At 64.6% G+C, this 21133-nt stretch carries 18 protein-coding genes; 9 read left to right on the plus strand and 9 right to left on the minus strand.

Annotation, left to right across the window (positions count from 1 at the left end):
* Positions 1-31 precede the first annotated feature (31 nt).
* From ACOQOU_RS01080 to tpiA, 3 genes are all read right to left on the minus strand, one after another.
* On the minus strand, positions 32-1660 hold the full coding sequence (locus ACOQOU_RS01080; protein WP_306025613.1) for a CTP synthase: 1629 nt from the start codon (positions 1658-1660) through the stop codon (positions 32-34).
* A gap of 100 nt (positions 1661-1760) precedes the next feature.
* Positions 1761-2186, minus strand: a complete 426-nt coding sequence (gene secG, locus ACOQOU_RS01085) for a preprotein translocase subunit SecG (protein ID WP_109767097.1) — start codon at positions 2184-2186, stop codon at positions 1761-1763.
* Between the two features lie 116 nt (positions 2187-2302).
* Entirely contained in the window at positions 2303-3070 is a 768-nt protein-coding gene (gene tpiA, locus ACOQOU_RS01090) for a triose-phosphate isomerase (RefSeq protein WP_306025614.1), read from the minus strand.
* A gap of 151 nt (positions 3071-3221) precedes the next feature.
* Between tpiA and ACOQOU_RS01095 the strand changes: the two genes are divergently transcribed.
* Genes ACOQOU_RS01095 through glp form a run of 5 tightly spaced genes read left to right on the plus strand, consistent with a single transcriptional unit; the run spans position 3222 to position 8671 of the window.
* Positions 3222-5117 (plus strand): SurA N-terminal domain-containing protein, encoded by a 1896-nt coding sequence (locus ACOQOU_RS01095; protein WP_306025615.1) that lies wholly within the window; start codon positions 3222-3224, stop codon positions 5115-5117.
* An 11-nt stretch (positions 5118-5128) separates the two neighbouring features.
* On the plus strand, positions 5129-6145 hold the full coding sequence (gene trpD / locus ACOQOU_RS01100; RefSeq protein ID WP_109767094.1) for an anthranilate phosphoribosyltransferase: 1017 nt from the start codon (positions 5129-5131) through the stop codon (positions 6143-6145).
* A gap of 3 nt (positions 6146-6148) precedes the next feature.
* Positions 6149-6955 (plus strand): indole-3-glycerol phosphate synthase TrpC, encoded by an 807-nt coding sequence (gene trpC / locus ACOQOU_RS01105; RefSeq protein ID WP_306025616.1) that lies wholly within the window; start codon positions 6149-6151, stop codon positions 6953-6955.
* 1 nt (position 6956) lies between these two features.
* Entirely contained in the window at positions 6957-7454 is a 498-nt protein-coding gene (moaC, locus tag ACOQOU_RS01110) for a cyclic pyranopterin monophosphate synthase MoaC (RefSeq protein WP_306025617.1), read from the plus strand.
* The gene (gene glp, locus ACOQOU_RS01115) at positions 7454-8671 is read left to right on the plus strand and encodes a gephyrin-like molybdotransferase Glp (RefSeq protein ID WP_306025618.1); all 1218 of its coding nucleotides are present in this window, start codon (positions 7454-7456) and stop codon (positions 8669-8671) included. The genes moaC and glp overlap by 1 nt, the downstream gene beginning before the upstream one ends.
* Before the next feature lie 9 nt (positions 8672-8680).
* Here glp and ACOQOU_RS01120 read toward each other — a convergent pair whose 3' ends face one another.
* Together ACOQOU_RS01120 and gyrA are read right to left on the minus strand one after the other, a co-directional pair.
* Entirely contained in the window at positions 8681-9310 is a 630-nt protein-coding gene (locus ACOQOU_RS01120; protein WP_109767091.1) for a LysE family translocator, read from the minus strand.
* A 6-nt stretch (positions 9311-9316) separates the two neighbouring features.
* Complete coding sequence (gene gyrA / locus ACOQOU_RS01125) at positions 9317-12037, minus strand: DNA gyrase subunit A (RefSeq protein WP_420578895.1); 2721 nt, start codon at positions 12035-12037, stop codon at positions 9317-9319.
* Between the two features lie 296 nt (positions 12038-12333).
* On the opposite strand from gyrA, the gene ACOQOU_RS01130 reads away from it, so the two are divergent.
* Positions 12334-12960 carry a MarC family protein gene (locus ACOQOU_RS01130; protein ID WP_306025620.1) on the plus strand — a complete coding sequence of 209 codons (627 nt, stop codon included), beginning with the start codon at positions 12334-12336 and terminating at the stop codon, positions 12958-12960.
* 23 nt (positions 12961-12983) lie between these two features.
* On the opposite strand, the gene ACOQOU_RS01135 is transcribed toward ACOQOU_RS01130, so the two are convergent.
* Together ACOQOU_RS01135 and ssb are read right to left on the minus strand one after the other, a co-directional pair.
* Complete coding sequence (locus ACOQOU_RS01135; protein ID WP_306025621.1) at positions 12984-13418, minus strand: hypothetical protein; 435 nt, start codon at positions 13416-13418, stop codon at positions 12984-12986.
* 13 nt (positions 13419-13431) lie between these two features.
* On the minus strand, positions 13432-13947 hold the full coding sequence (gene ssb, locus ACOQOU_RS01140; protein WP_306025622.1) for a single-stranded DNA-binding protein: 516 nt from the start codon (positions 13945-13947) through the stop codon (positions 13432-13434).
* A gap of 308 nt (positions 13948-14255) precedes the next feature.
* Here ssb and uvrA point away from each other — a divergent pair, with 308 nt between their 5' ends.
* From uvrA to ACOQOU_RS01155, 3 genes are all read left to right on the plus strand, one after another.
* The gene (gene uvrA / locus ACOQOU_RS01145; protein WP_306025623.1) at positions 14256-17186 is read left to right on the plus strand and encodes an excinuclease ABC subunit UvrA; all 2931 of its coding nucleotides are present in this window, start codon (positions 14256-14258) and stop codon (positions 17184-17186) included.
* A gap of 47 nt (positions 17187-17233) precedes the next feature.
* Complete coding sequence (locus ACOQOU_RS01150) at positions 17234-18994, plus strand: DUF3422 family protein (RefSeq protein ID WP_306025624.1); 1761 nt, start codon at positions 17234-17236, stop codon at positions 18992-18994.
* Positions 18995-19055: 61 nt separating this feature from the next.
* Positions 19056-19862: a DUF72 domain-containing protein gene (locus ACOQOU_RS01155; RefSeq protein ID WP_420578765.1), complete on the plus strand. Its 807-nt coding sequence runs from the start codon at positions 19056-19058 to the stop codon at positions 19860-19862.
* 10 nt (positions 19863-19872) lie between these two features.
* Here the strand turns inward: ACOQOU_RS01155 and ACOQOU_RS01160 are convergent, their stop codons facing one another.
* Entirely contained in the window at positions 19873-20997 is a 1125-nt protein-coding gene (locus ACOQOU_RS01160; protein WP_306025626.1) for a hypothetical protein, read from the minus strand.
* A complete protein-coding gene (locus ACOQOU_RS01165; protein WP_158585143.1) occupies positions 20984-21121 on the minus strand; it encodes a hypothetical protein in 138 nt (45 codons plus the stop codon). Before ACOQOU_RS01165 ends, ACOQOU_RS01160 begins: the two co-directional genes overlap by 14 nt.
* Between the last annotated feature and the right edge of the window lie 12 nt (positions 21122-21133).

Raw genomic sequence — 21133 nt, forward strand, 5'->3', positions numbered from 1 at the left:
AACCCCGGAATATTGGGCCGGCGGATGACGACTATACCAACCGGCTTTGACCGATCGCCGCCTCGATAAAGCTGGCGAACAGCGGATGCGGCTCGAACGGGCGCGATTTGAGTTCGGGGTGATACTGCACGCCGATGAACCAGGGATGGTCGGCATATTCGATCGTCTCGGGCAGCACGCCGTCCGGCGACAGGCCGGAAATCGTCAGGCCGGCCTGCTCCAGCGCGTCCTTGTGCTCGATATTGACCTCGTATCGATGCCGGTGGCGCTCGGAGATGCGCGTATCGCCGTAGATGGACGCAATCCGGCTGCCCTCTTCGAGCACCGCGTCATAGGCGCCAAGCCGCATCGTGCCGCCAAGATCGCCCTCGCGCGTGCGCTTTTGGAGCATGTTGCCCTTCAGCCACTCGGTCATGATGCCGACCACGTTGGTGCCCGGCTTTTCGAACTCCGAGGAGACGGCGTCATCGATGCCGGCCAGGTTGCGCGCCGCATCCAGCACAGCCATCTGCATGCCGTAGCAGATGCCGAAATAGGGCACTTTACGCTCACGGGCGAAGCTGGCCGCCTTGATCTTGCCTTCCGCGCCACGTTCGCCGAAGCCGCCCGGCACCAGGATGCCATGCACCTTTTCAAGGTGCGGCGCGGCGTCCTCGCTGTCGAAGATCTCCGATTCGATCCATTCAATGTTGACCTTCACCCGGTTGGCGATGCCGCCATGGTGAAGCGCCTCGATCAGCGATTTATAGGCGTCCTTGAGGCCGGTATACTTGCCGACGACGGCAATGGTGACCTCGCCTTCGGGATTGTGGATGCGGGCGCACACATCGTCCCACACATGCATGCGGGGCTTGGGCGCCGGCTCGATCCCGAATGCGGCGAGCACTTCGGCGTCCAGCCCCTCGCCGTGGTAGGCCTTGGGCACGTCGTAGATGTTCTTGACGTCGAGCGCCTGGATGACGGCGCTTTCGCGCACGTTGCAGAACAGGGACAGCTTGCGCCGCTCGGCTTCGGGGATGGGCCGGTCGGCGCGCACCAGCAATATGTCGGGCGCGATGCCGATCGAGCGCAGCTCCTTGACCGAATGCTGGGTCGGCTTGGTCTTCAGTTCGCCCGCCGCCGGAATCCACGGCATCAGCGTCAGATGGACATAGACCGCGTTGCCGCGCGGCAGATCGTTGCCGAGCTGGCGAATCGCCTCCATGAAGGGCATCGCCTCGATGTCGCCGGCGGTGCCGCCGATCTCGCACAGGACGAAATCGTAGCCCTCATTGCCCTCGACCACGAATTGCTTGATCTCGTCGGTGACGTGCGGGATCACCTGCACCGTCGCGCCCAGATAGTCGCCGCGCCGCTCCTTGGTGATGATGTTCTGGTAGATGCGCCCGGTGGTGATGTTGTCGTGCTTGTTGGCCGACCTTCCCGTGAACCGCTCGTAATGGCCAAGGTCGAGATCGGTCTCGGCGCCATCGTCGGTGACGAACACCTCGCCGTGCTGATAGGGGCTCATCGTGCCCGGATCGACATTGAGATAGGGGTCGAGCTTTTTCAGCCGGACCGAATAGCCGCGCGCCTGCAGAAGCGCGCCCAGAGCGGCGGAAGCAATGCCTTTTCCAAGGGAGGAGACCACGCCACCGGTGATGAAGACGTACCGTGCCATGGGACCTCACGCTTAGAGGGGCGGATGCGATTCCGCAAAGGAAAAATCGTGTTGCGAACAGAAAGGATGGCCGGCGACAAGCCCGCCGCCGATCGACCGGTCAGTTGTTGGGGACGCCGCCCGATGCGCCGCCGCCCGAGGGTACGCCGCCCGCCGGCACCTCGCTGCCCGAAGGCACGTCGGAGGACGGGCTTTCACCGCCCAGAAGATCGAGCACCCCGCCCTCGCCCGGCACCGGCTCGCCGGTCTCGGCGTCGATCGACTCGCCGATCGCCGGAATGCGGTCGAGAACGTCGGTCGGGTCGGTGCCGTAGCGGCCCAGAAGACCCAGGCTCACCGAGGTGACGAAGAAGGCGGCGCCCAGAATGACGGTCAGCCGCGTCAGCGGATTGGCCTGACCGCGCGCGCTCATCGCATTGTTGCCGCCGCCAATGCCCAGGCCGCCGCCTTCGGACCGCTGCAACAGCACGACGCCGACAAGCGCGATCACGATCATGAGGTGAATGACGATCAGGATGGTCTGCATGGATCAAGGATTTCCGTCTTCGGCGCGGATGCGATGTCGGGGCCGATGGATGAATTGGCGCGTCTGTACATGGATTGCCACGCCCTGCCAAGGCCGGGCCGATGCCCGTCCCGTGATCAGCGCGCCTGCACTGTCGCGCAGATGGCAAGGAAGTCGTCCGATTTCAAGCTCGCCCCGCCGACCAGCGCGCCGTCCACCGAGGAAATCCCGAAGATTTCGCCCGCATTGGCCGGCTTGACCGACCCGCCATAAAGCAGCCGGAAGCGTGCGCCGGCCGGGCCGAAGCGTTCACGCAGACGTTGGCGCATGTGATCGTGCATTGCCTCGATATCGTGCAGCGACGGCGTCAGGCCGGTGCCGATCGCCCACACCGGCTCATAGGCGACGACGGTGTTTCCGGGCTCCGCATCCTTGGGCAGCGAGCCCGCAAGCTGGGTGTCGACCACATCCATCGCCTGGCCGTCCTCGCGCTCCTGCCGCGTTTCGCCGACGCAGACGATGGCCGTCAGTCCCTGGGCATGGGCGGCCAGCGTCTTGTCCATCACGTCGATATCGGTCTCGCCATGGTCGGCACGCCGTTCCGAATGGCCGACAATGACATGGGTTGCGCCCGCATCGGCGAGCATCGCCGCCGAGACGTCGCCCGTATGCGCGCCGCTCTCGGCACCGTGGCAATCCTGGCCGCCAATGGCGAGCGGCGAGCCGACCACTGTCTTGATCGCCCGGTCGATAAGCGTCGCCGGCACGCAGATCAGCGCGTCGTAGGGCGAACTGGACCGGGTGCCGTCAACACCGTCGGCGATCCGCTTGAGTTCGGGCAATTCGGCTGCGGTGCCGTTCATCTTCCAGTTTCCGGCGATCAGCGGGCGGACGCGGTCGGCCATGGTCGGTCTCTCCAGGTTCGGTTGCCGCCTGCTAGCGTGTTTGACGCCGCAAAAAAAGCCCCGTGCGGGCCATGACCGCGCCATCCGCCGGCGCTTGCATCGGCCGCATTGGCTACCTAAGAAGGCGCAAGAAACTCAACCGGTGGATTAAATGCTCGGTTCCCTGCGCGATGCGGCCAAGACATGGGTCGCCAAACTGCTTTTGCTGCTGCTGATCCTGTCGTTTGCCGTCTGGGGCATTTCCGACCAGATCCTGGGCGGCGGTGGCGGCAATGTCGTCATCGAGGCCGGCGAAACGTCGGTCACCGCGCAGCAGTACCGCCTCGCCTATGACCGCCAGCTTGCGATCCAGTCGCAACAGTTCGGCACCCGGCTGACGCGCGAACAGGCGCGCCTTCTGGGCATCGACAATGCGGTGCGGGCGCGCATGGTCGGCTCGGCCGTGCTCGACGAGCAGGCACGCGTCATGGGACTTGGCCTGTCCGAGGACCGGCTGGCCGGCCTGATCGCCGAGGACCAGGCCTTCCAGGGGCTGGACGGACGCTTCGACCGCAGTCAGTTCCGCCTGATTCTGCGCGAGGTCGGCATGACCGAGGCCGACTATATCGTCGACCGCGAACAGGCCGCGATCCGCCAGCAGATCATCGAGGCGGTCGCCGACGGCATCACGATGCCCGACACCTTCCTGGAGGCCGTTCATCGCTATCAGGGCCAGACCCGCGATGTCAGCTTCGTGGAAATCGACTCGTCGGCGCTGACGCCGCCGGGCACGCCCGATCAGGCTGCGCTGGAAGCGTTCTTCGAGGAGAACAAGGACGATTACCGCGCACCGGAATACCGGACCATCCAGTATGTACTGCTGACGCCCGAGAGCATCGCCGATCCCGGCGCGATCGATACCGAGACCGTGCGCGCCGAATATGAAGACAATCGCGCCCGCTACGCGCAACCCGAAACCCGCACGATCCAGCAGCTCGTCTTTGCCGATGAAGACAGCGCGCAGGCCGCGCGCGAGCGCATCCTTGCCGGACAGAGCTTCGAGGACGCGGTTGCGGACACCGGCCGCACGATGGCCGACGCGTCGCTCGGCACGCTCGAGCGTGCCGACGTTCCCGACGCGGCAGTGGCCGAAGCGGCGTTCGGCCTTGCCGAGGCAGGCGATATCTCGGACGTGGTCGACGGCGCTTTCGGTTCGGTGCTGGTGCGGGTGACGGAAATTCAGCCCGAGCGGGTCCAGCCGTTCGACGAGGTGGCAGACGGCATTCGCGAAGAACTGGCCGCGCTGGAAGCGCGTGACGTGCTGCTCGACATTCATGACGGATATGAGGATGCCCGTGCCGGCGGGTCATCCATGGCCGAAGCCGCCGCAACGCAGCGAATCGCCATGGAAACGCTTCCCGCTATCGATGCGAACGGCAATGGCGAGGATGGCCAGCCGGTCGAGGGAATTCCGGAAGCCGGCGCGCTGCTGCAGGCTTCGTTCGCCGCCGAGATCGGCGAGGAATCGCGGCCGCTGGACGCCGGCCGCGAAGGTTTCCTGTGGTATGAGGTGACCGGCATCGACCCCGAACGGGACCGCACGCTCGACGAGGTGCGCGACCGGGTGATCGCCGACTGGCAGGCCGCGCAGATCGAAGACGCGCTCGATGCAGCCGCCGACGCGGTCGCGCAAGCCCTGCGCGATGGCGGCGATCCCTCAACGATCGCCGCCGACAATGGCTATCGCGCCGATGTCAAATTCGGCCTGTCGCGCAGCGGCGAAGATGCCGATTTCGGCGCAGCGGCCCTTGCGGCGGTATTCGGTGTCGGCCCGCGCGGCGTCGACATCGCCGAGGGCGCGACCGGCGACCGGCGGCTGGTCTTCCGGGTCGACCAGATCACCAACCCGCTCGGCGGCGCCGAGAGCATCGATCCGTCGCTGCGCGCAAATCTCGGCGGCAATCTGGCCGACGATCTGCTCAACCAGATGGTCAACCGGCTGCAAAGCGAGTTTCCGGTGACGCTTTATCCGACCGCGCTCGAGCGCGCGCTCGACGCGGGCACCTGAGGCGAACCGACATGGCCGACATCAAACCGCTGATCGCCAAGGCTGCCGACGGCCATCCGCTGACAGGCGACGAGGCGCGTCAGGCCTTCGACATCATCATGTCGGGCGATGCGACGCCCGCGCAGATCGGCGGGTTCCTGATGGGTCTGAGGGTCCGCGGCGAGACGGTCGATGAGATCGTCGGCGCGGTTGCCACAATGCGCGCCAAGATGCGGCCGGTGAAGACCGACAAGCCGGTGATCGACATTGTCGGCACGGGCGGCGACAACTCCGGCTCCTACAACGTCTCGACGCTTGCCGCGATCATCGCCGCGGGCGCCGGCGCCCATGTCGCCAAGCATGGCAACCGGTCGCTGTCGTCAAAATCGGGCGCCGCCGATGCGCTGGCCGAGCTGGGCGTCGACATCGAGGCCGAACCGGCGACGATCGCGCGCTGCATCGATGGGGCCGGCCTGGGCTTCATGTTCGCGCCGGTCCACCATCCGGCGATGCGCCATGTCGGCCCCTACCGGGTCGAACTGGGCACGCGCACCATCTTCAACCTGCTCGGCCCGCTGTCGAACCCGGCCAGCGCGTCGCGGCAGGTTGTCGGCGTGTTCGCCCCCCATTGGGTCGAACCGCTCGCCCATGTGCTCAAGGCGCTCGGATCGGAACATGTCTGGGTGGTCCATGGCGAAGGGCTGGACGAGCTGACCACCGCCGGCGAGACGATGGTCGCCGAACTCAGGGACGGCGCGGTGCATACCTTCACGCTTGCACCCGGGGATGCCGGTCTGCCGCGCGCCAGACCCGACGACCTGAAGGGCGGTGCACCGGCCGAAAACGCCGCGGCGTTGCGCGCGGTGCTCGAAGGCGCCCACAACGCCTATCGCGACATTGCCTGCCTCAATGCGGGCGCCGGGCTGGTGGTGGCCGGTCTTGCCGGCGACATAGCCGAGGGTGTGACGAAGGCCCAGGCCGCACTCGACGATGGCAGCGCCAAAGCCGTCTTGGACAAGGTCGTCGCCATCTCGACGGGGAAGGGCTGAGCCATGGCCGACATTTTGCGCAAGATCGAAGCCTACAAGCGCGAAGAGATCGCCGCGGCCAAGGCCGCCGTACCGGTATCGGCGCTCGAAGACCGGATCGCCGACGCCGGACCGCCGCGCGGCTTTGCCGATGCGCTGGGCGCCAGGGCCGCTGCCGGCGAATATGGCCTGATCGCCGAGATCAAGAAGGCCAGCCCCTCCAAGGGACTGATCCGCGCCGATTTCGATCCGCCGGCACTCGCCAGGGCCTATGAGGCGGGCGGTGCGGCCTGTCTTTCGGTGCTGACCGATACGCCGTCGTTTCAGGGCGCACCGGACTTTCTGACCGTGGCGCGTGGCGCGACCGCCCTGCCCGCGCTGCGCAAGGACTTCATGTTCGATACCTATCAGGTGCTCGAAGCGCGCGCCTGGGGCGCCGACGCGATCCTGATCATCATGGCGAGCGTCGACGACGCGCTGGCGCGCGATCTCGAGCAGGCCGCCTTCGATCTGGGCATGGATGCGCTGGTCGAGGTGCACGATGCCACGGAAATGGAGCGCGCATTGCGCCTCGATTCAAAGCTGATCGGCATCAACAACCGCAATCTGCGCACCTTCGAGGTGGATCTTGCGACCAGCGAGCATCTGGCGCCGATGGTGCCCGATGACAGGCTGCTGGTCGGCGAAAGCGGCATCTTCGCGCCCGAGGATTGCGCGCGGCTGGCGCGCGCCGGCATCACCACGTTTCTGGTCGGCGAAAGCCTGATGCGACAGACCGACGTGACGGCGGCTACACGCGCGCTGCTCACCCGGCAGACGGCGGCGGCCTGAGATGGGCGATACGCCCCTCACCCATCTGGACGACAGCGGCGCCGCGCACATGGTCGATGTGTCGGCCAAGGCGGACAGCGTGCGCGAGGCAACCGCCGAAGGCCATGTTGCGATGGCAGCGGCGACGCTCGACGCGATCCTTGCCGGCGACGCGGCCAAGGGCGACGTGATCGGCACGGCACGGCTGGCCGGCATCATGGCCGCCAAGAAGACATCCGATCTGATTCCGCTGTGCCACCCGCTGCCGATCGCCAAGGTGACCGTCGAAATCGAACCGGCCAGCGGTGGTCTTGATGTGCGCGCCACCGTGCGCGTTACCGGCAAGACCGGGGTCGAGATGGAAGCGCTGACCGCCGTCAGCGTCGCCTGCCTGACCATCTATGACATGGCAAAAGCGCTCGATAAGGCGATGGAGATCAAGGACATTCGCCTTCTTTCAAAGACCGGCGGCAAGTCCGGCGAATGGCGTCGTCCGGATGCGGCGGCGGACAAGCGCTGATGGCGATGATGCCGGTCGCCGACGCGCTTGGACGGCTTCTCGCCGATGCAGGCGCGCTCGAAACCGAAACGGTAGCGCTGCATGACGCCAGGGGCCGCGTTCTCGCCGACGACATCGCCGCCCTGCGCACCCAGCCGCCCTTCACCGCCTCGGCCATGGACGGCTATGCGGTGCGCGCCGCCGATGTCGGCGGGACGCCCGCAACACTGGAAGTGATCGGCGCGGTTGCCGCCGGCGAGGTCTTTTCCGGTCGCGTGGAGCCCGGCCAGACCGTCCGCATCTTCACCGGAGCGCCGCTGCCCGACGGTGCCGATGCGATCCTGATCCAGGAAGATGCCGAGCCCGCCGGCGAACAGGCGATCCGCGCGCTGGAACCTGTGGTGGCCGGCCGCTATCTGCGCCCTGCCGGGCTCGATTTTGCCGAAGGCGATGTGCTGCTCGAAAAAGGCACGGTGCTCGATGCCGGCCATCTGAGCCTTGCCGCCGCCGGCAATCATGCCGGCCTGCCCGTCATCCGTCGCCCGATCGTCGGCGTTTTGGCCACCGGCGACGAACTGGTCGCTCCGGGCAACGAGACCGGGCCCGGCCAGATCGTTGCATCCAACGGGTATGGCGTTGCCGCGATCGCCCGCGACGCCGGCGCCGAAGTGATCGACCTTGGCATTGCGCGCGACAGCGCCGCCTCGCTCGAAGCCAGGCTGGACGCGGCGCTCGCCGCCAAATGCGACGTTCTGATCACGCTGGGCGGGGCTTCGGTCGGCGATCACGATCTCGTCCGCCCCGTCTTCACCGGGCGCCGCATGACCCTCGATTTCTACAAGATCGCGATGCGCCCGGGAAAGCCGATGATGTTCGGCCGGCTCGGCGCGATGCGCGTGCTGGGCCTGCCCGGCAATCCCGTTTCCAGCCTCGTCTGCACGCATCTGTTTGTCGTGCCGCTGCTCGAGACCCTTGGCGGCCGCCCGCAAAGCCAGCGGCGGACAGTGGCGCGGCTCGGCGCCCCGATCGGCAAGACCGGCCCACGCGAACACTATATGCGCGCAAGCCTTGAGCGGGACGAGCGCGGCGCGCTTGTCGCAACGGCCTTCGACAATCAGGATTCCTCGATCATCCGGCTCTATGCGGCGGCGGACGCGCTGATCGTCCGGGCGCCGGACGCGCCAGCGGCGGAAGCGGGCGAAACGGTCGAGATCGTCGTGCTGCGCGAGCCGCGCTAAGCGCCGGCGTCAGGCCGTCCGCTTGGACAGGGCCAGCCAGATGCCGCCGCCGATCAGGAACGTGCCCGAGACCTTCTCGAGGATGCGCACGTTGCGGCGGCTCAGAAGTCCCCCCGTCTTGCCGGCGGCGAGCGCATAGGCGCCGTCGAGCACCGTTGCCACAGCCATGAAGATCAGGCCCAGCAGCAGCGTCTGCAACGCGGCATTGCCCTCGGGCACGATGAATTGCGGGATAAAGGCGCCGAAGAAGAACAGCGCCTTGGGGTTGGACCAGATGACGAAGAAGCCCTGCCAGAAATAGCCGCGCAGCGACCGCTCCGCCACATCCTTCGCGTCAGGATCGCCAAGCGAACCGTCCGAACGCCACAGCTTGATGCCGAGCCAGATCAGATAGGCCGCGCCGGCCAGCTTGAGCCAGACGAACATCTCGCCCATCACCGAGACGACCGTTTCGAGCCCCAGCGCCAGAACGCCGATCATGACCAGAAGGCCGGCCTGCGTGCCCGCGACATTGGCAAGCCCCGAGCGCGCGCCGGTTCGCAGCGAATTGGCGATGATCACGGTGACGGTCGGCCCCGGCACGATGACGATCAGCGCGCAGGCAAGCGTATAGGCGACAAGGGTCGGCCAGTCGATCATGGCGGCTTACTCCGGCGTGCCTTCAACCGTGTCTTCGGCACCCGTTTCTAGCGCGGCTTCATCATCTTCGCCATCGCCATTCTCGGTTTCCGGAATGCGTTCGACCGAGACGACCTTTTCGCCCTCGCGCGTCGAAAAGATCGTCACACCCTTGGTGGCGCGGCTGGCAAAGCGGATGCCCCCGACCGGCACGCGGATCACCTGTCCCGCATTCGTCACCAGCATGATCTGGTCGCCATCGTCGACCGGGAACGCGGCGACGAGATCGCCGATGTCACCGGCCTTGGAGGTGTCGGTCGCCTTGATGCCCTTGCCGCCGCGCCCCGAGACGCGGAAATCATAGGACGAGGCGCGCTTGCCATAACCGAACTCGCTGACGGTGAGCACGAACTGCTCGCGCGCCGCCAGAGCGTTGAAGCGATCATCGTCGAGCGCCACGTCGGTCGCGCCCTCCTCCTCGTCGGCGATGGCGGGTGCGGCCTCGTCCTCGGCGCCGTCATCGGCCCGGCGCAGCGCGCTGGCGCGCTTGAGATAGGCGGTGCGTTCGCCCGGCGTCGCCTCGGTGTGGCCGAGGATTGTCATCGAGATCACATGGTCGCCGGCGCCCAGCGCAATGCCGCGCACGCCGGTCGACGAGCGGCCGGCAAACACGCGGATGTCGGTGACCGGGAAGCGAATGCACTGGCCTTTTGCGGTCGTCAGCAGAACGTCGTCATCCTCCGAGCAGGTCGCAACGCTCAGGATCGCATCGTCCGATCCATCCTCGAACTTCATGGCGATCTTGCCGTTGCGGTTGACCTGCACGAAGTCGCTCAGCTTGTTGCGGCGCACCGAACCGGACGTCGTCGCGAACATCACATTGAGATCGGCCCAGCTTTCCTCGTCCTCGGGCAGCGGCATGATCGTGGTGATCCGCTCGTCGGCCTCAAGCGGCAGCATGTTGCGCAGGAACTTGCCGCGCGACTGCGGCGTGCCGACAGGCAGGCGCCAGACCTTTTCCTTGTAGACGATGCCGCGCGAGGAAAAGAACAGGATCGGCGTGTGCGTGTTGGCGACGAACAGCCGGGTGACGAAATCCTCGTCCTTGGTCGACATGCCCGCCCGGCCCTTGCCGCCGCGGCGCTGCGCCCGATAGGTGTCGAGCGGCACGCGCTTGATGTAGCCCTGGTGCGAGAACGTGACGACCATGTCCTCGCGCGCGATCAGGTCCTCATCGTCCATGTCCGGGCCGCCCTCGGCCAGTTCGGTGCGGCGCGGCGTGCCGAACTCGTCTTTCACGGCGGAAAGCTCGTCCTTGACGATCTGCTGGATGCGCTGGCGCGACGACAAGATGTCGAGATAGTCGCGGATCTGCTCGCCGATCGTGTTCAGTTCGTCGGCGATCTCGTCGCGGCCGAGCGCGGTCAGGCGCTGCAGCCGCAGATCGAGAATGGCGCGCGCCTGCTCCTCGGACAGATGGTAGGTGCCGTCCTCGTTGAGCATGTGGCGCGGATCGTCGATCAGCGCCACCAGGGGCGCGACATCCTTGGCCGGCCAGCGCCGCGTCATCAATTGTTCGCGCGCGGTCGCGGGGTCCGGCGCGGCGCGGATCAGCGCGATCACCTCGTCGATGTTGGCGACCGCGATGGCAAGGCCGACCAGCACATGGGCGCGCTCGCGGGCGCGGCGCAGCAGATATTTGGTGCGGCGGCTGACGACGACCTCGCGGAAGGCGGCAAAGGCGCGCAGCATGTCGAGCAGGTTCATCTGCTCGGGCTTGCCGCCATTGAGCGCAACCATGTTGGCGCCGAACGAGGTCTGCAGCGGCGTGAAGCGGTAGAGCTGGTTGAGGATCACGTCCGCGTTGACGTCGCGCTTGAGCTCGATCACCACGCGATAGCCCTGCCGGTCGCTCTCGTCGCGAATGTCGGAGATGCCCTCGACGCGCTTGTCGCGCACCAGATCGGCCATCTTCTCGATCATCGAGGCCTTGTTCACCTGATAGGGAATTTCGGTGACGATGATCGACTCGCGGTCGCCCGACCGCTGTTCGATATGCGTCTTGCCGCGCATGACGATCGAGCCGCGCCCGGTCTCATAGGCGCTCCTGATGCCCGAACGGCCAAGCACGATCGCCCCGGTCGGGAAATCGGGGCCGGGAATGTGCGCCATCATCTCGATCAGCGAGATCGCCGGATTGTCGATCAGCGCGATGCAGCCGTCGATCACCTCGCCCAGATTGTGCGGCGGAATGTTGGTCGCCATGCCGACCGCGATGCCGCCCGAGCCGTTGACCAAAAGGTTGGGGAAGCGGGCCGGCAGGACGACGGGCTCGGAGTCCGAGCCGTCATAATTCTCCTGGAAATCGACAGTGTCCTTGTCGATGTCCTCGAGCAGGTCGTGGGCGACCTTCTGCAGCCGCGACTCGGTGTAGCGCATCGCCGCCGGCGGATCGCCGTCGATCGAGCCGAAATTGCCCTGCCCGTCGACCAGCGGCACACGCAGCGACCAGTCCTGCGCCATGCGCACCATCGCGTCGTAGATCGCGGAGTCGCCATGGGGGTGATATTTACCCATCACGTCGCCGACGATGCGCGAGGATTTCACATATTTGCGGTTCCAGTGATAACCGCTCTCATGCATCGCATAGAGAATGCGCCGGTGCACCGGTTTCAGCCCGTCGCGCACGTCCGGCAGCGCCCGGCTGACGATCACGCTCATCGCGTAATCGAGATAGGACCGCTGCATCTCCTCGAGGATGGAAATCGGCTCGATGCCGTCTCCGGCGCCGCCATCGGCGCCGGGGGGTGTCTCGTCGTTCAAACGCTGGTTTCCCGTGTGAGAATCGTTCCGCTGAACATAGTGCCTGAAGCGCCAAAAACCAAGATTTCCAAGATATTTGGGCGCTTTTTCACAGGCAGTTGGGCAAGCGCCCGCACACAGATGAAAACGCGGGTTTCGCGCCGTGACCGGCCATGGGCACGGATCGCCGGCGGAGCGGGATTTCGATTGCCGGCGCGCAGTCCCCGGTGTAGGCGATCGCCATGGACGCGGACCTGATCATCAATGCGACGGTGACGCTGCTCGTCACCATCGATCCGGTGGGGCTGGCGCCGCTGTTTCTGGCGGTGACCGGCGGCATGGACCGTTCGCAGCGCCGCGAGGTCGGCACGCGCGCCATTCTGATCGGTTTCGTGATCATGGTGCTGTTTGCGGTTCTCGGCACGGCGATCCTCAACCTGTTCGGCGTCACGCTGGCGGCCTTCCGCGTCGCCGGCGGGCTGCTCCTGTTCTGGATCGCCTTCGAGATGATCTTTGAAAAGCGGCAGGAACGGCACGAAAACACCGCCGAACGGGCGATCTCCGCCGATCAGGTGCGCTCGGTCGCGGTCTTTCCGCTGGCCATCCCGCTGATCGCCGGGCCGGGCGCGATCTCGGCGCTGGTGCTTCTGTCGGGCGATTTCGCCGGTCCGGTCGAACGCGGCGCGCTGATCGGCATCGTCGCCGCGATCCTGGCGGTCACCTGGGTAATCTTCATCCTGGCCGAACGGGTCGACCGGCTTCTGGGCGAAACGGGCCGGTCGGTGCTGACGCGGCTTCTGGGCGTCATCCTGTCGGCGCTGGCCGTGCAGTTCGTCGCCGACGGCGTCAGGACGCTGATGGCCGCCTGACCGCCTGCCCGTTCGGCCTTGGCTCAGCGCAGCGCGTCGAGATCGACATTCATCTCCGCACCGCCGAAACCGTGCACGCTGTCGCGGGCGCGCACCGTCACCGACCCGATGGTCTCGCCAATCGAAATGCCGGACAGCGAGCGGGTGAAGGGCTGCTCGTCGACATGGGGATGCGCCAGAACGCGGCTGCCAAGCACCGCGCCGTCGGGGCCGACGACCTCCCACAGATCGGCATAATGGTCCCAGCCCTCGTCGGCGTGGGCGACGGTCACGTCGAACCGCCATGTGCCGCTGTCGGCCTGGCGCGCCTCGACGCCGACCACATCGGCTTCGCCCGCAAGCGCCATCGCGGACATGGCAAGCAAAAGCGCCAGAACGCTGACGGCGAACAGCGGCCTGAGCGCGAACTCCCGCGCCACCGGCATGAAGGCGAAGCCCGATCCCGCCTCGGCGCGCACGGTATTGCGGGTCCTAGAACGGAATCTCGTCATCGAGATCGCGGACAAAGTCGTTGCCGCCCTGCTCGCCACTCTGCTGACCGCCGCCGCGATCCATGCCGCCGGCGCCCTGCCCGACGCGGTCATTGCCATAGCCGCCGCCCTGCCCGCGGCCGCCATAGCCGCCTTCGGCGTCGGCGCGGCTGTCGAGCATCTGCAATTCGCCGCGGAAGCGCTGCAGCACGATCTCGGTCGTGTATTTGTCCTGGCCGTTCTGGTCGGTCCATTTGCGCGTCTGCAGTTGGCCCTCGATATAGACCTTGGCGCCCTTCTTCAGATAGTTCTCGGCCACCTTGGCGAGATTCTCGTTGAAGATCACCACACGATGCCATTCGGTGCGCTCGCGGCGTTCGCCCGACTGTTTGTCGCGCCATGTCTCGGACGTTGCCACCGACAGATTGACCACCGGATCGCCCGAATTCAGCCGCCGAATCTCCGGGTCCGCCCCCAGATTGCCGACGAGAATAACCTTGTTGACGCTGCCTGCCATGATGTTCGCACTCCAATGCCTGTTTGGCGCATCCTAGGCCTTCGCGCACGGCCGATGAAGACGGCCGCCCGCTGTCCACAGGGACTTTTCCGGGCGCGCCCCGCGTAACGTGCGACGCTTGCAATAAGTTCCCTTTTTGTTCTATTTTGGCGGAAACGCAATGTCAACCGCCCCGGTGATCCACAGATGCGGTGTTTCCTGTCAGCATATCGTCACGGGCGGGTCGACATGGCGCCTTAGGGGCCTACATTAGGGATCGTTTTTCCAGCGCCGGCATCGACCGGACCATCACACCCGAACAGACTTTCATGACCGACCAGAAATTCATCACGATTCGCGGCGCGCGCGAGCACAATCTCAAGAACGTCGATCTCGACCTGCCGCGGGACGCGCTGATCGTGATGACCGGCCTGTCGGGCTCGGGCAAGTCCTCGCTGGCGTTCGATACGATCTATGCCGAGGGCCAGCGCCGCTATGTCGAAAGCCTCTCGGCCTATGCGCGCCAGTTCCTCGAAATGATGCAGAAGCCCGATGTCGACCAGATCGACGGTCTGTCGCCGGCCATCTCCATCGAGCAGAAGACGACCAGCCGCAATCCGCGTTCCACGGTCGGCACGGTGACCGAGATCTACGATTACATGCGGCTTCTGTTTGCCCGCGTCGGCGTGCCGATCTCGCCGGCGACGGGCCTGCCGATCGAGAGCCAGACGGTCAGCCAGATGGTCGACCGCATTCTGGCGCTCGAGGAAGGCACGCGGCTGTATCTGCTGGCGCCCATCGTGCGCGGGCGAAAGGGCGAGTACCGCAAGGAACTGGCCGAGCTGATGAAGAAGGGTTTCCAGCGGGTCAAGGTGGACGGCGTGTTCCACGAGGTCGCCGACGTTCCGGCGCTCGACAAGAAGTTCAAGCACGATATCGACGTGGTGGTCGACCGGGTCATCGTGCGCGAGGACATGGCCGCGCGGCTGGCGGACTCGCTCGAACAGGCGCTGCGCCTGTCGGACGGGCTGGCGGTCGCCGAATATGCCGACAGGCCCCTGCCCGACGCCGAGACCAGTCAGGGTTCGGCCAACAAGTCCAAGAACGACACCCATGAGCGGATCGTCTTTTCGGAAAAGTTCGCCTGCCCCGTCTCCGGCTTCACCATTCCGGAGATCGAACCGCGCCTGTTCTCGTTCAACAACCCGTTCGGCGCCTGCCCGCATTGCGATGGCCTCGGCACCGAACAGGGCGTCGATCCGTCGCTTGTGGTCCCCGATCCGGGCCTGACGCTGAAAAAGGGCGCGATCGCGCCCTGGTCGAAATCGACCAATCCGTCGCCCTATTACACGCAGACGCTGACCGCGCTCGGCAAGGCCTACGGCTTCAAGCTGACCGATGCCTGGGCCGACCTGACCGATGAGAGCCAGAACGCGATCCTTTACGGCACCGGCGGCGCGGAGATCGAGTTCTCCTATGATGACGGGCTGCGCACCTACAAGGCGAGGAAAAGCTTCGAGGGCGTGATCGGCAATCTGGAGCGCCGCTGGCGCGAGACGGATTCGGCCTGGATGCGCGAGGAGATCGAGCGCTACATGGCGCAGAACCCCTGCTCGGTCTGCAACGGTCACCGGCTCAAGCCCGAGGCGCTGGCGGTGAAGATCGACGGGCTGCACATCTCGCAGGTCTCGGCCATGTCGATCCGCGCGGCAAAGGACTGGTTCGCCGACCTGCCGGACGCGCTCAACGACAAGCAGAACGCCATTGCGGTGCGGATCCTCAAGGAGATCCGCGACCGGCTGAAATTCCTCAACGACGTAGGCCTCGACTATCTGACGCTGTCGCGCGGCTCGGGCTCGCTGTCGGGCGGGGAGAGCCAGCGCATTCGCCTTGCCAGCCAGATCGGCTCGGGCCTGACGGGCGTGCTCTACGTGCTGGACGAGCCGTCCATCGGCCTGCACCAGCGCGACAATGCGCGGCTTCTGGATACGCTGCGCCATCTGCGCGATCTCGGCAACACGGTCATCGTCGTCGAACATGACGAGGACGCGGTGCTGACCGCCGACCATGTGGTCGATATCGGCCCGGCCGCCGGCATCCATGGCGGCCACATCGTGGCGTCGGGCACGCCGGCCGAGATCATGGCCAATCCCGCCTCGCTCACCGGCCAGTACCTTTCGGGCGCCAAGGGCATCGCCGTGCCGGCCGAGCGCCGTCCGGTAGACCTCAAACACCGGGCGATCAAGGTCGTCGGCGCGCGCGGCAACAATCTGCAGGACGTGTCGGCGGCGTTGCCGCTCGGCACCTTCAGTTGCGTCACCGGCGTTTCGGGCGGCGGCAAGTCCACCTTCCTGATCGAAACGCTCTACAAGGCGGCCGCGCGGCGCATCAACGGCGCCCGCGAGGCCCCCGCCGAACATGAGCGGATCGAGGGGCTCGAGCATATCGACAAGGTGATCGACATCGACCAGTCGCCGATCGGCCGCACGCCGCGCTCGAACCCGGCGACCTATACCGGCGCCTTCACGCCGATCCGCGAATGGTTCGCCCAATTGCCCGAGGCGAAGGCGCGCGGCTATCAGCCCGGGCGCTTTTCCTTCAACGTCAAGGGCGGACGCTGCGAGGCGTGCCAGGGCGACGGCGTCACCAAGATCGAAATGCACTTCCTGCCCGACGTCTACGTGACCTGCGATGTCTGCCACGGCAAGCGCTACAATCGCGAGACGCTGGAGGTGGAGTTCAAGGGCAAGTCGATCTCCGACGTTCTGGAAATGACCGTCGAGGAAGGCGTGGAGTTCTTCGCAGCGGTGCCCGCCGTGCGCGACAAGCTGGCGACGCTCGAGCGCGTCGGCCTCGGCTATATCAAGGTCGGCCAGCAGGCGACGACCCTGTCGGGCGGCGAGGCGCAGCGCGTCAAGCTGGCCAAGGAGCTGTCGCGCAGGGCAACCGGCCGCACGCTCTACATTCTCGACGAGCCGACCACCGGCCTGCACTTCCACGATGTGGCCAAGCTCTTGGAAGTGCTGCACGAACTGGTCGATGCGGGCAACACGGTCGCGGTGATCGAGCACAATCTGGAGGTCATCAAGACCGCCGACTGGGTCATCGATCTGGGCCCGGAGGGCGGCGACGGTGGCGGCGAGATTGTCGCCGAGGGCACGCCGGAGGACATCGTGGCAGCCGACCGCTCCTATACCGGCCAGTTCCTGCGTGACCTGCTCGAACGCCGTCCGGTCAAGCGCATCGAGGCGGCGGAGTAGGTAACTTACATGTTGACTTTCGTTTAGAGAAATTTTGAAGTCGAGTAATGGGCGCATTCGGACGGCTTGTTTATTCAAAAGAATACTCAGAATTGGGAGACGAAGCCCACAAGAGGGGCGCTGTCGCCGTAGGTGCACCGAGCCTAGTCTGGCATCTCGGGATGTTCGTTGAAAACCCGATTGATCCGCCCCATCAGGAAGACCGCAACGTACGCCGCATCATCTTGGAAAATGCCCGGCAAATCTTGCACGAAATCGACAAGCGATGCGTGGCTGGCGGCTCGGCAGACGCAGGCGACGAAAGCATCTACTTCCCCCCCGCAAAATCGGCAGTTCCACTGTCTTCAGGACGCGTGGCAGAAGGCGAAACTCTAAGCTCAGCTAATGAGGATTGGTCGGCCACCGACACTGAGACGTTATTTTGTGTCTACAGCGGTATCCTAATTAAGCTGATCGTAGAAGTGCATAGCGACTACATTACGGTTACGGTCATTGCTGATTTTTCAAAGAGACCGCCAGACAAGAATCCGATGCCCGATCATTTTCGGCTATTTGATGAATCCAGCCAATCCAGTCTACGCGCCGAAGCCGATCTCTATTTCGGTTCATATTTTCAGTACGTCTCCGGCAACAAAGATGAAAACGGTCGGCAGGCTGCCATCAACTCGCGAAACTTCTTTCAGGATGAATTCTGGAATACTTTGGGTAGAGAATTGTTCAACGACTTCGAATGCTGGGCGAATTCCGAACTTAGGGTATTTGCCGACTTTCGTGGAATTGTTCTTCCCTACCTCGATGAGGGAACTTTTGACTTGGGCGAGAAAAGTCGCCACCGGCGAGCACGAAACAACGGAAAGCGCTTCACGCAACAAACGCAAGCTGATGCTCTAGACCGGCTATTGCCGATTTTCGTGCTCGGCGATCCACGCCTCCACATGCGGGAGCTGATCGCCTGTACCATGATCGGTCGGCGAGCCGTTTACGTTTCGCCACTGGGCTCTACTGTTGTAGCTGGCAATCGTGTACCCAACCGATCCATAACCGTTCCCGTCGTCTTTGCCGTGTCGGTAGCCGACATTAATCGATGGCAAATCGGTCGGCTCGTACAACGGATAAATACTCTCGGAACCGCCCGTTTACTCGCCCTGCGGGATCTACAACGCATTCGGAAGAGCAGCCTCGAGATTCGTCGAATTGGTCGGAGAGTCGATGAAGCGGATAATGAGGAAGCGTTAAGAAATCTCAGTCGAGAAATCGACGAAGTAGGAGCAGAACTATATGGGGGTTTAATGTATCGTGTATACAGATCAGCATTTCATGCCTCTTCGTTCAAGAATATAGTTGCCGATTTAAGAGTTTTAAGAATAGAAGGCTGGCAACCTTACGATGAATTTGTTCGTCGAAGACTTTACTCGGCATATGATTTCATCGGCCGAGTCGGTGACCGGTTAGAATCGCTACGAAATAAAATGCAACGAAAGTCAAATATTCTTAGATTCAGTGGTTTTGAAAGGAATACGAAAAGTATCGAAAAGATCCAGAGAAAAATCCACGATTCTCATAAGGTTCAACACGTGATTGAATTAATTGCTGTCGGATACTATGGGGGATATGTTGTTTATTATATTATGAAATCGTTGTCGCATTTGAGTTTCCTTCAAAGCATGTTTCTATTTAAAGAATTTTATAATGATAAGGAAAACTCGCTTCTTGGCTTTTGCCTGTTCGGATCGCTTTGTCTCGGCATAGCTTGGTTCAACTATCGACGGATATCGCACCGGCGGTCCCTGTCGTCAGAAGACGAATAGATTAAAGAGGTGAGCGGTGCTTTGTCGATCTTGTCTCGGTCTACTTCAGCGAAAGGAGTTCATGGCCATGCCCATACGCACCGGCATTGGCGGCTGGACGTTCGATGCGTGGAACCAGACCTTCTATCCGCCCGAGGTGAAGAAGAAGAACCAGCTCGACTACGCGTCCCGCCAGCTCCGGACGATCGAGATCAACGGCACCTATTATCGCGGGCAGAAGCCGGAAACCTTCGCCAAATGGGCGGCGGCGGCACCGGACGGGTTTGTCTTCGCTGTCAAGGGCAACCGGTTCGTCACCAACCGCAAGGTGCTGGCCGAGGCGGGCGAGTCGATGGACAGGTTCTTTGCCACCGGCGTCACCGAACTGGGCGACCGGCTCGGCCCGATCCTGTGGCAGTTCGCACCGACGAAAAAATTCGATCCGGACGATCTCGGCGCCTTTCTCGACATGCTGCCGCGCGAACAGGAGGGCGTGGCGCTGCGCCATGCGGTCGAGGTGCGCCACGAGAGCTTTCAGGTGCCGGAATTCGTCGCACTGGCCCGCAGCCACGGCATCGCCATCGTCGGCGCGCTGCACGAGACTTACCCCGCGATCTGGGATGTCGCCGCCGATTTCGCCTATGTGCGGCTGCAGACCGGCTCGGACGATATCGAGACCTGCTATGGCGGCAACGAATTGTCGGCATGGGCCGAACGCCTGCGGCAATGGTCGCAAGGTGAAGCGCCCGACGACCTGCCGCTGACCGCGCCCGAAACGCCTGCGCAAAACCGCCCGCGCGATGTCTTCGCCTATCTGATTTCCAGCGGCAAATCCCGCGCGCCCGCCGGCGCGATGGCGCTGCAAAGGCTGGTGGACGACGACGCCTGAGGCATCGCGGCTAGCCGGCTTCCCCGCCAAGGCATGCCATGCCCTGATCGGCCAGCATCGGCAGCAGCGCGTCTGCGACCGCATCGGAGAGTTGTGCGATCCCCCGGCGCGAGAAGTGCGACTGGTCGGTGAAGTTCTCGGCGACCGGCGCGATGTCGGCGATCGGATCGATGAAGGTCCAGCCAAGGCGCTGCGCCGCTTGGTCCTGGGCCGTCACCAACAGCGTGTTCAGCCGGGCAAGGTCACGCGCGCCCAGCCCGCGCGTCTCGTGCCGCAATTGCCGCGTATGGGCCATCTGCTCGTCGAGCGGCAGCCCTTCACGCAACTGGCCGCGATAGCCGATCGCCAGCACCGGGGTTTGGCCGATGGCATCGGCAAGGCGAACCGCCGGCCCGTCGAAGGCCTTCGCGATGTCGGCCAATTCCCCGTCCGGTTTGGGGCCCTCATGCCGTGCCTGGCGTTCCTGGCGTGCCAGATGAAAAGCGCGGAACAGCTTGTCGGCAAGCCGCGATTGCAGCACCAGCCAAGGATAATGAAGTGTGTAGCCGCCCCGCGCATCGGCCTCGGCGTGCAGGTGAAGAACGTCCCGCATCGAGCCCGACAGCACCACATGCACGTCGGGGTCAAGCGGTGCGACATCGGTGCGCACCAGTTGCGCCAGATGATCCATCGTATAGGCCGGGCCGGCGACGGTCACCTGATCGAAGCGGCAGGCCGGCGCGCGGGCGGCCAGCCGGTCGGTCACCTGCGCGGCGATCATCTCCTCTTCGGCATGTTCGGCGCTGAACAGTTTGGAATCGCCCAGAAAGGCCAGACGGATCGTGCCCTCCGGCTTGTCGGCCGCAATATCGGGCCCGCGAAAGCCCAGCGCGTTGATGGCGATGCCGCCCGCTTCGGTGCCCGGGGCAAAGCGCGGCGGCGCGCCTTCGTCGCCTGGCTGCATGGCGTCCATCAGCGCATACCAGTCGAACCCCGGCGGCGGAGCCCGCAGCGCGTCATAGCTGCGCGCCAGAACCTCGCCGGCGACAAGTCCAATGACGACGACCAGCATCGTGCCGGCGCCGAAGGCGATCTCGGTCTGGCGTTCGGTCAACCGGCCGAGCCAGGCGCCGCCGATCAGATCAGTAGCGCGCATAACGAAAATCCGCCGGCGGTTCGACGCTGAGCATGACGATGCCCGCGAGCAGCGCGACATACCAGATCGCGCACAGCCACCCGGCGGTGCGCGGTGAGAAGCGGGTCAGAAGCAGGCCGTACATGATGGCGCCCTT

It is taken from the genome of Oceaniradius stylonematis, assembly GCF_965223445.1.
GTDB lineage: Bacteria > Pseudomonadota > Alphaproteobacteria > Rhizobiales > Rhizobiaceae > Roseitalea > Roseitalea stylonematis.

Excerpts from the sequence above, each read along its gene's own strand:
- ACOQOU_RS01080 (WP_306025613.1), bottom strand. The coding sequence starts at position 1,660 with ATGGCACGGTACGTCTTCATCACCGGTGGCGTGGTCTCCTCCCTTGGA.
- secG (WP_109767097.1), bottom strand. The coding sequence starts at position 2,186 with ATGCAGACCATCCTGATCGTCATTCACCTCATGATCGTGATCGCGCTT.
- tpiA (WP_306025614.1), bottom strand. The coding sequence starts at position 3,070 with ATGGCCGACCGCGTCCGCCCGCTGATCGCCGGAAACTGGAAGATGAAC.
- ACOQOU_RS01095 (WP_306025615.1), top strand. The coding sequence starts at position 3,222 with ATGCTCGGTTCCCTGCGCGATGCGGCCAAGACATGGGTCGCCAAACTG.
- trpD (WP_109767094.1), top strand. The coding sequence starts at position 5,129 with ATGGCCGACATCAAACCGCTGATCGCCAAGGCTGCCGACGGCCATCCG.
- trpC (WP_306025616.1), top strand. The coding sequence starts at position 6,149 with ATGGCCGACATTTTGCGCAAGATCGAAGCCTACAAGCGCGAAGAGATC.
- moaC (WP_306025617.1), top strand. The coding sequence starts at position 6,957 with ATGGGCGATACGCCCCTCACCCATCTGGACGACAGCGGCGCCGCGCAC.
- glp (WP_306025618.1), top strand. The coding sequence starts at position 7,454 with ATGGCGATGATGCCGGTCGCCGACGCGCTTGGACGGCTTCTCGCCGAT.
- ACOQOU_RS01120 (WP_109767091.1), bottom strand. The coding sequence starts at position 9,310 with ATGATCGACTGGCCGACCCTTGTCGCCTATACGCTTGCCTGCGCGCTG.
- gyrA (WP_420578895.1), bottom strand. The coding sequence starts at position 12,037 with ATGCAGCGGTCCTATCTCGATTACGCGATGAGCGTGATCGTCAGCCGG.
- ACOQOU_RS01130 (WP_306025620.1), top strand. The coding sequence starts at position 12,334 with ATGGACGCGGACCTGATCATCAATGCGACGGTGACGCTGCTCGTCACC.
- ssb (WP_306025622.1), bottom strand. The coding sequence starts at position 13,947 with ATGGCAGGCAGCGTCAACAAGGTTATTCTCGTCGGCAATCTGGGGGCG.
- uvrA (WP_306025623.1), top strand. The coding sequence starts at position 14,256 with ATGACCGACCAGAAATTCATCACGATTCGCGGCGCGCGCGAGCACAAT.
- ACOQOU_RS01150 (WP_306025624.1), top strand. The coding sequence starts at position 17,234 with ATGGGCGCATTCGGACGGCTTGTTTATTCAAAAGAATACTCAGAATTG.
- ACOQOU_RS01155 (WP_420578765.1), top strand. The coding sequence starts at position 19,056 with ATGGCCATGCCCATACGCACCGGCATTGGCGGCTGGACGTTCGATGCG.
- ACOQOU_RS01160 (WP_306025626.1), bottom strand. The coding sequence starts at position 20,997 with ATGCGCGCTACTGATCTGATCGGCGGCGCCTGGCTCGGCCGGTTGACC.
- ACOQOU_RS01165 (WP_158585143.1), bottom strand. The coding sequence starts at position 21,121 with ATGTACGGCCTGCTTCTGACCCGCTTCTCACCGCGCACCGCCGGGTGG.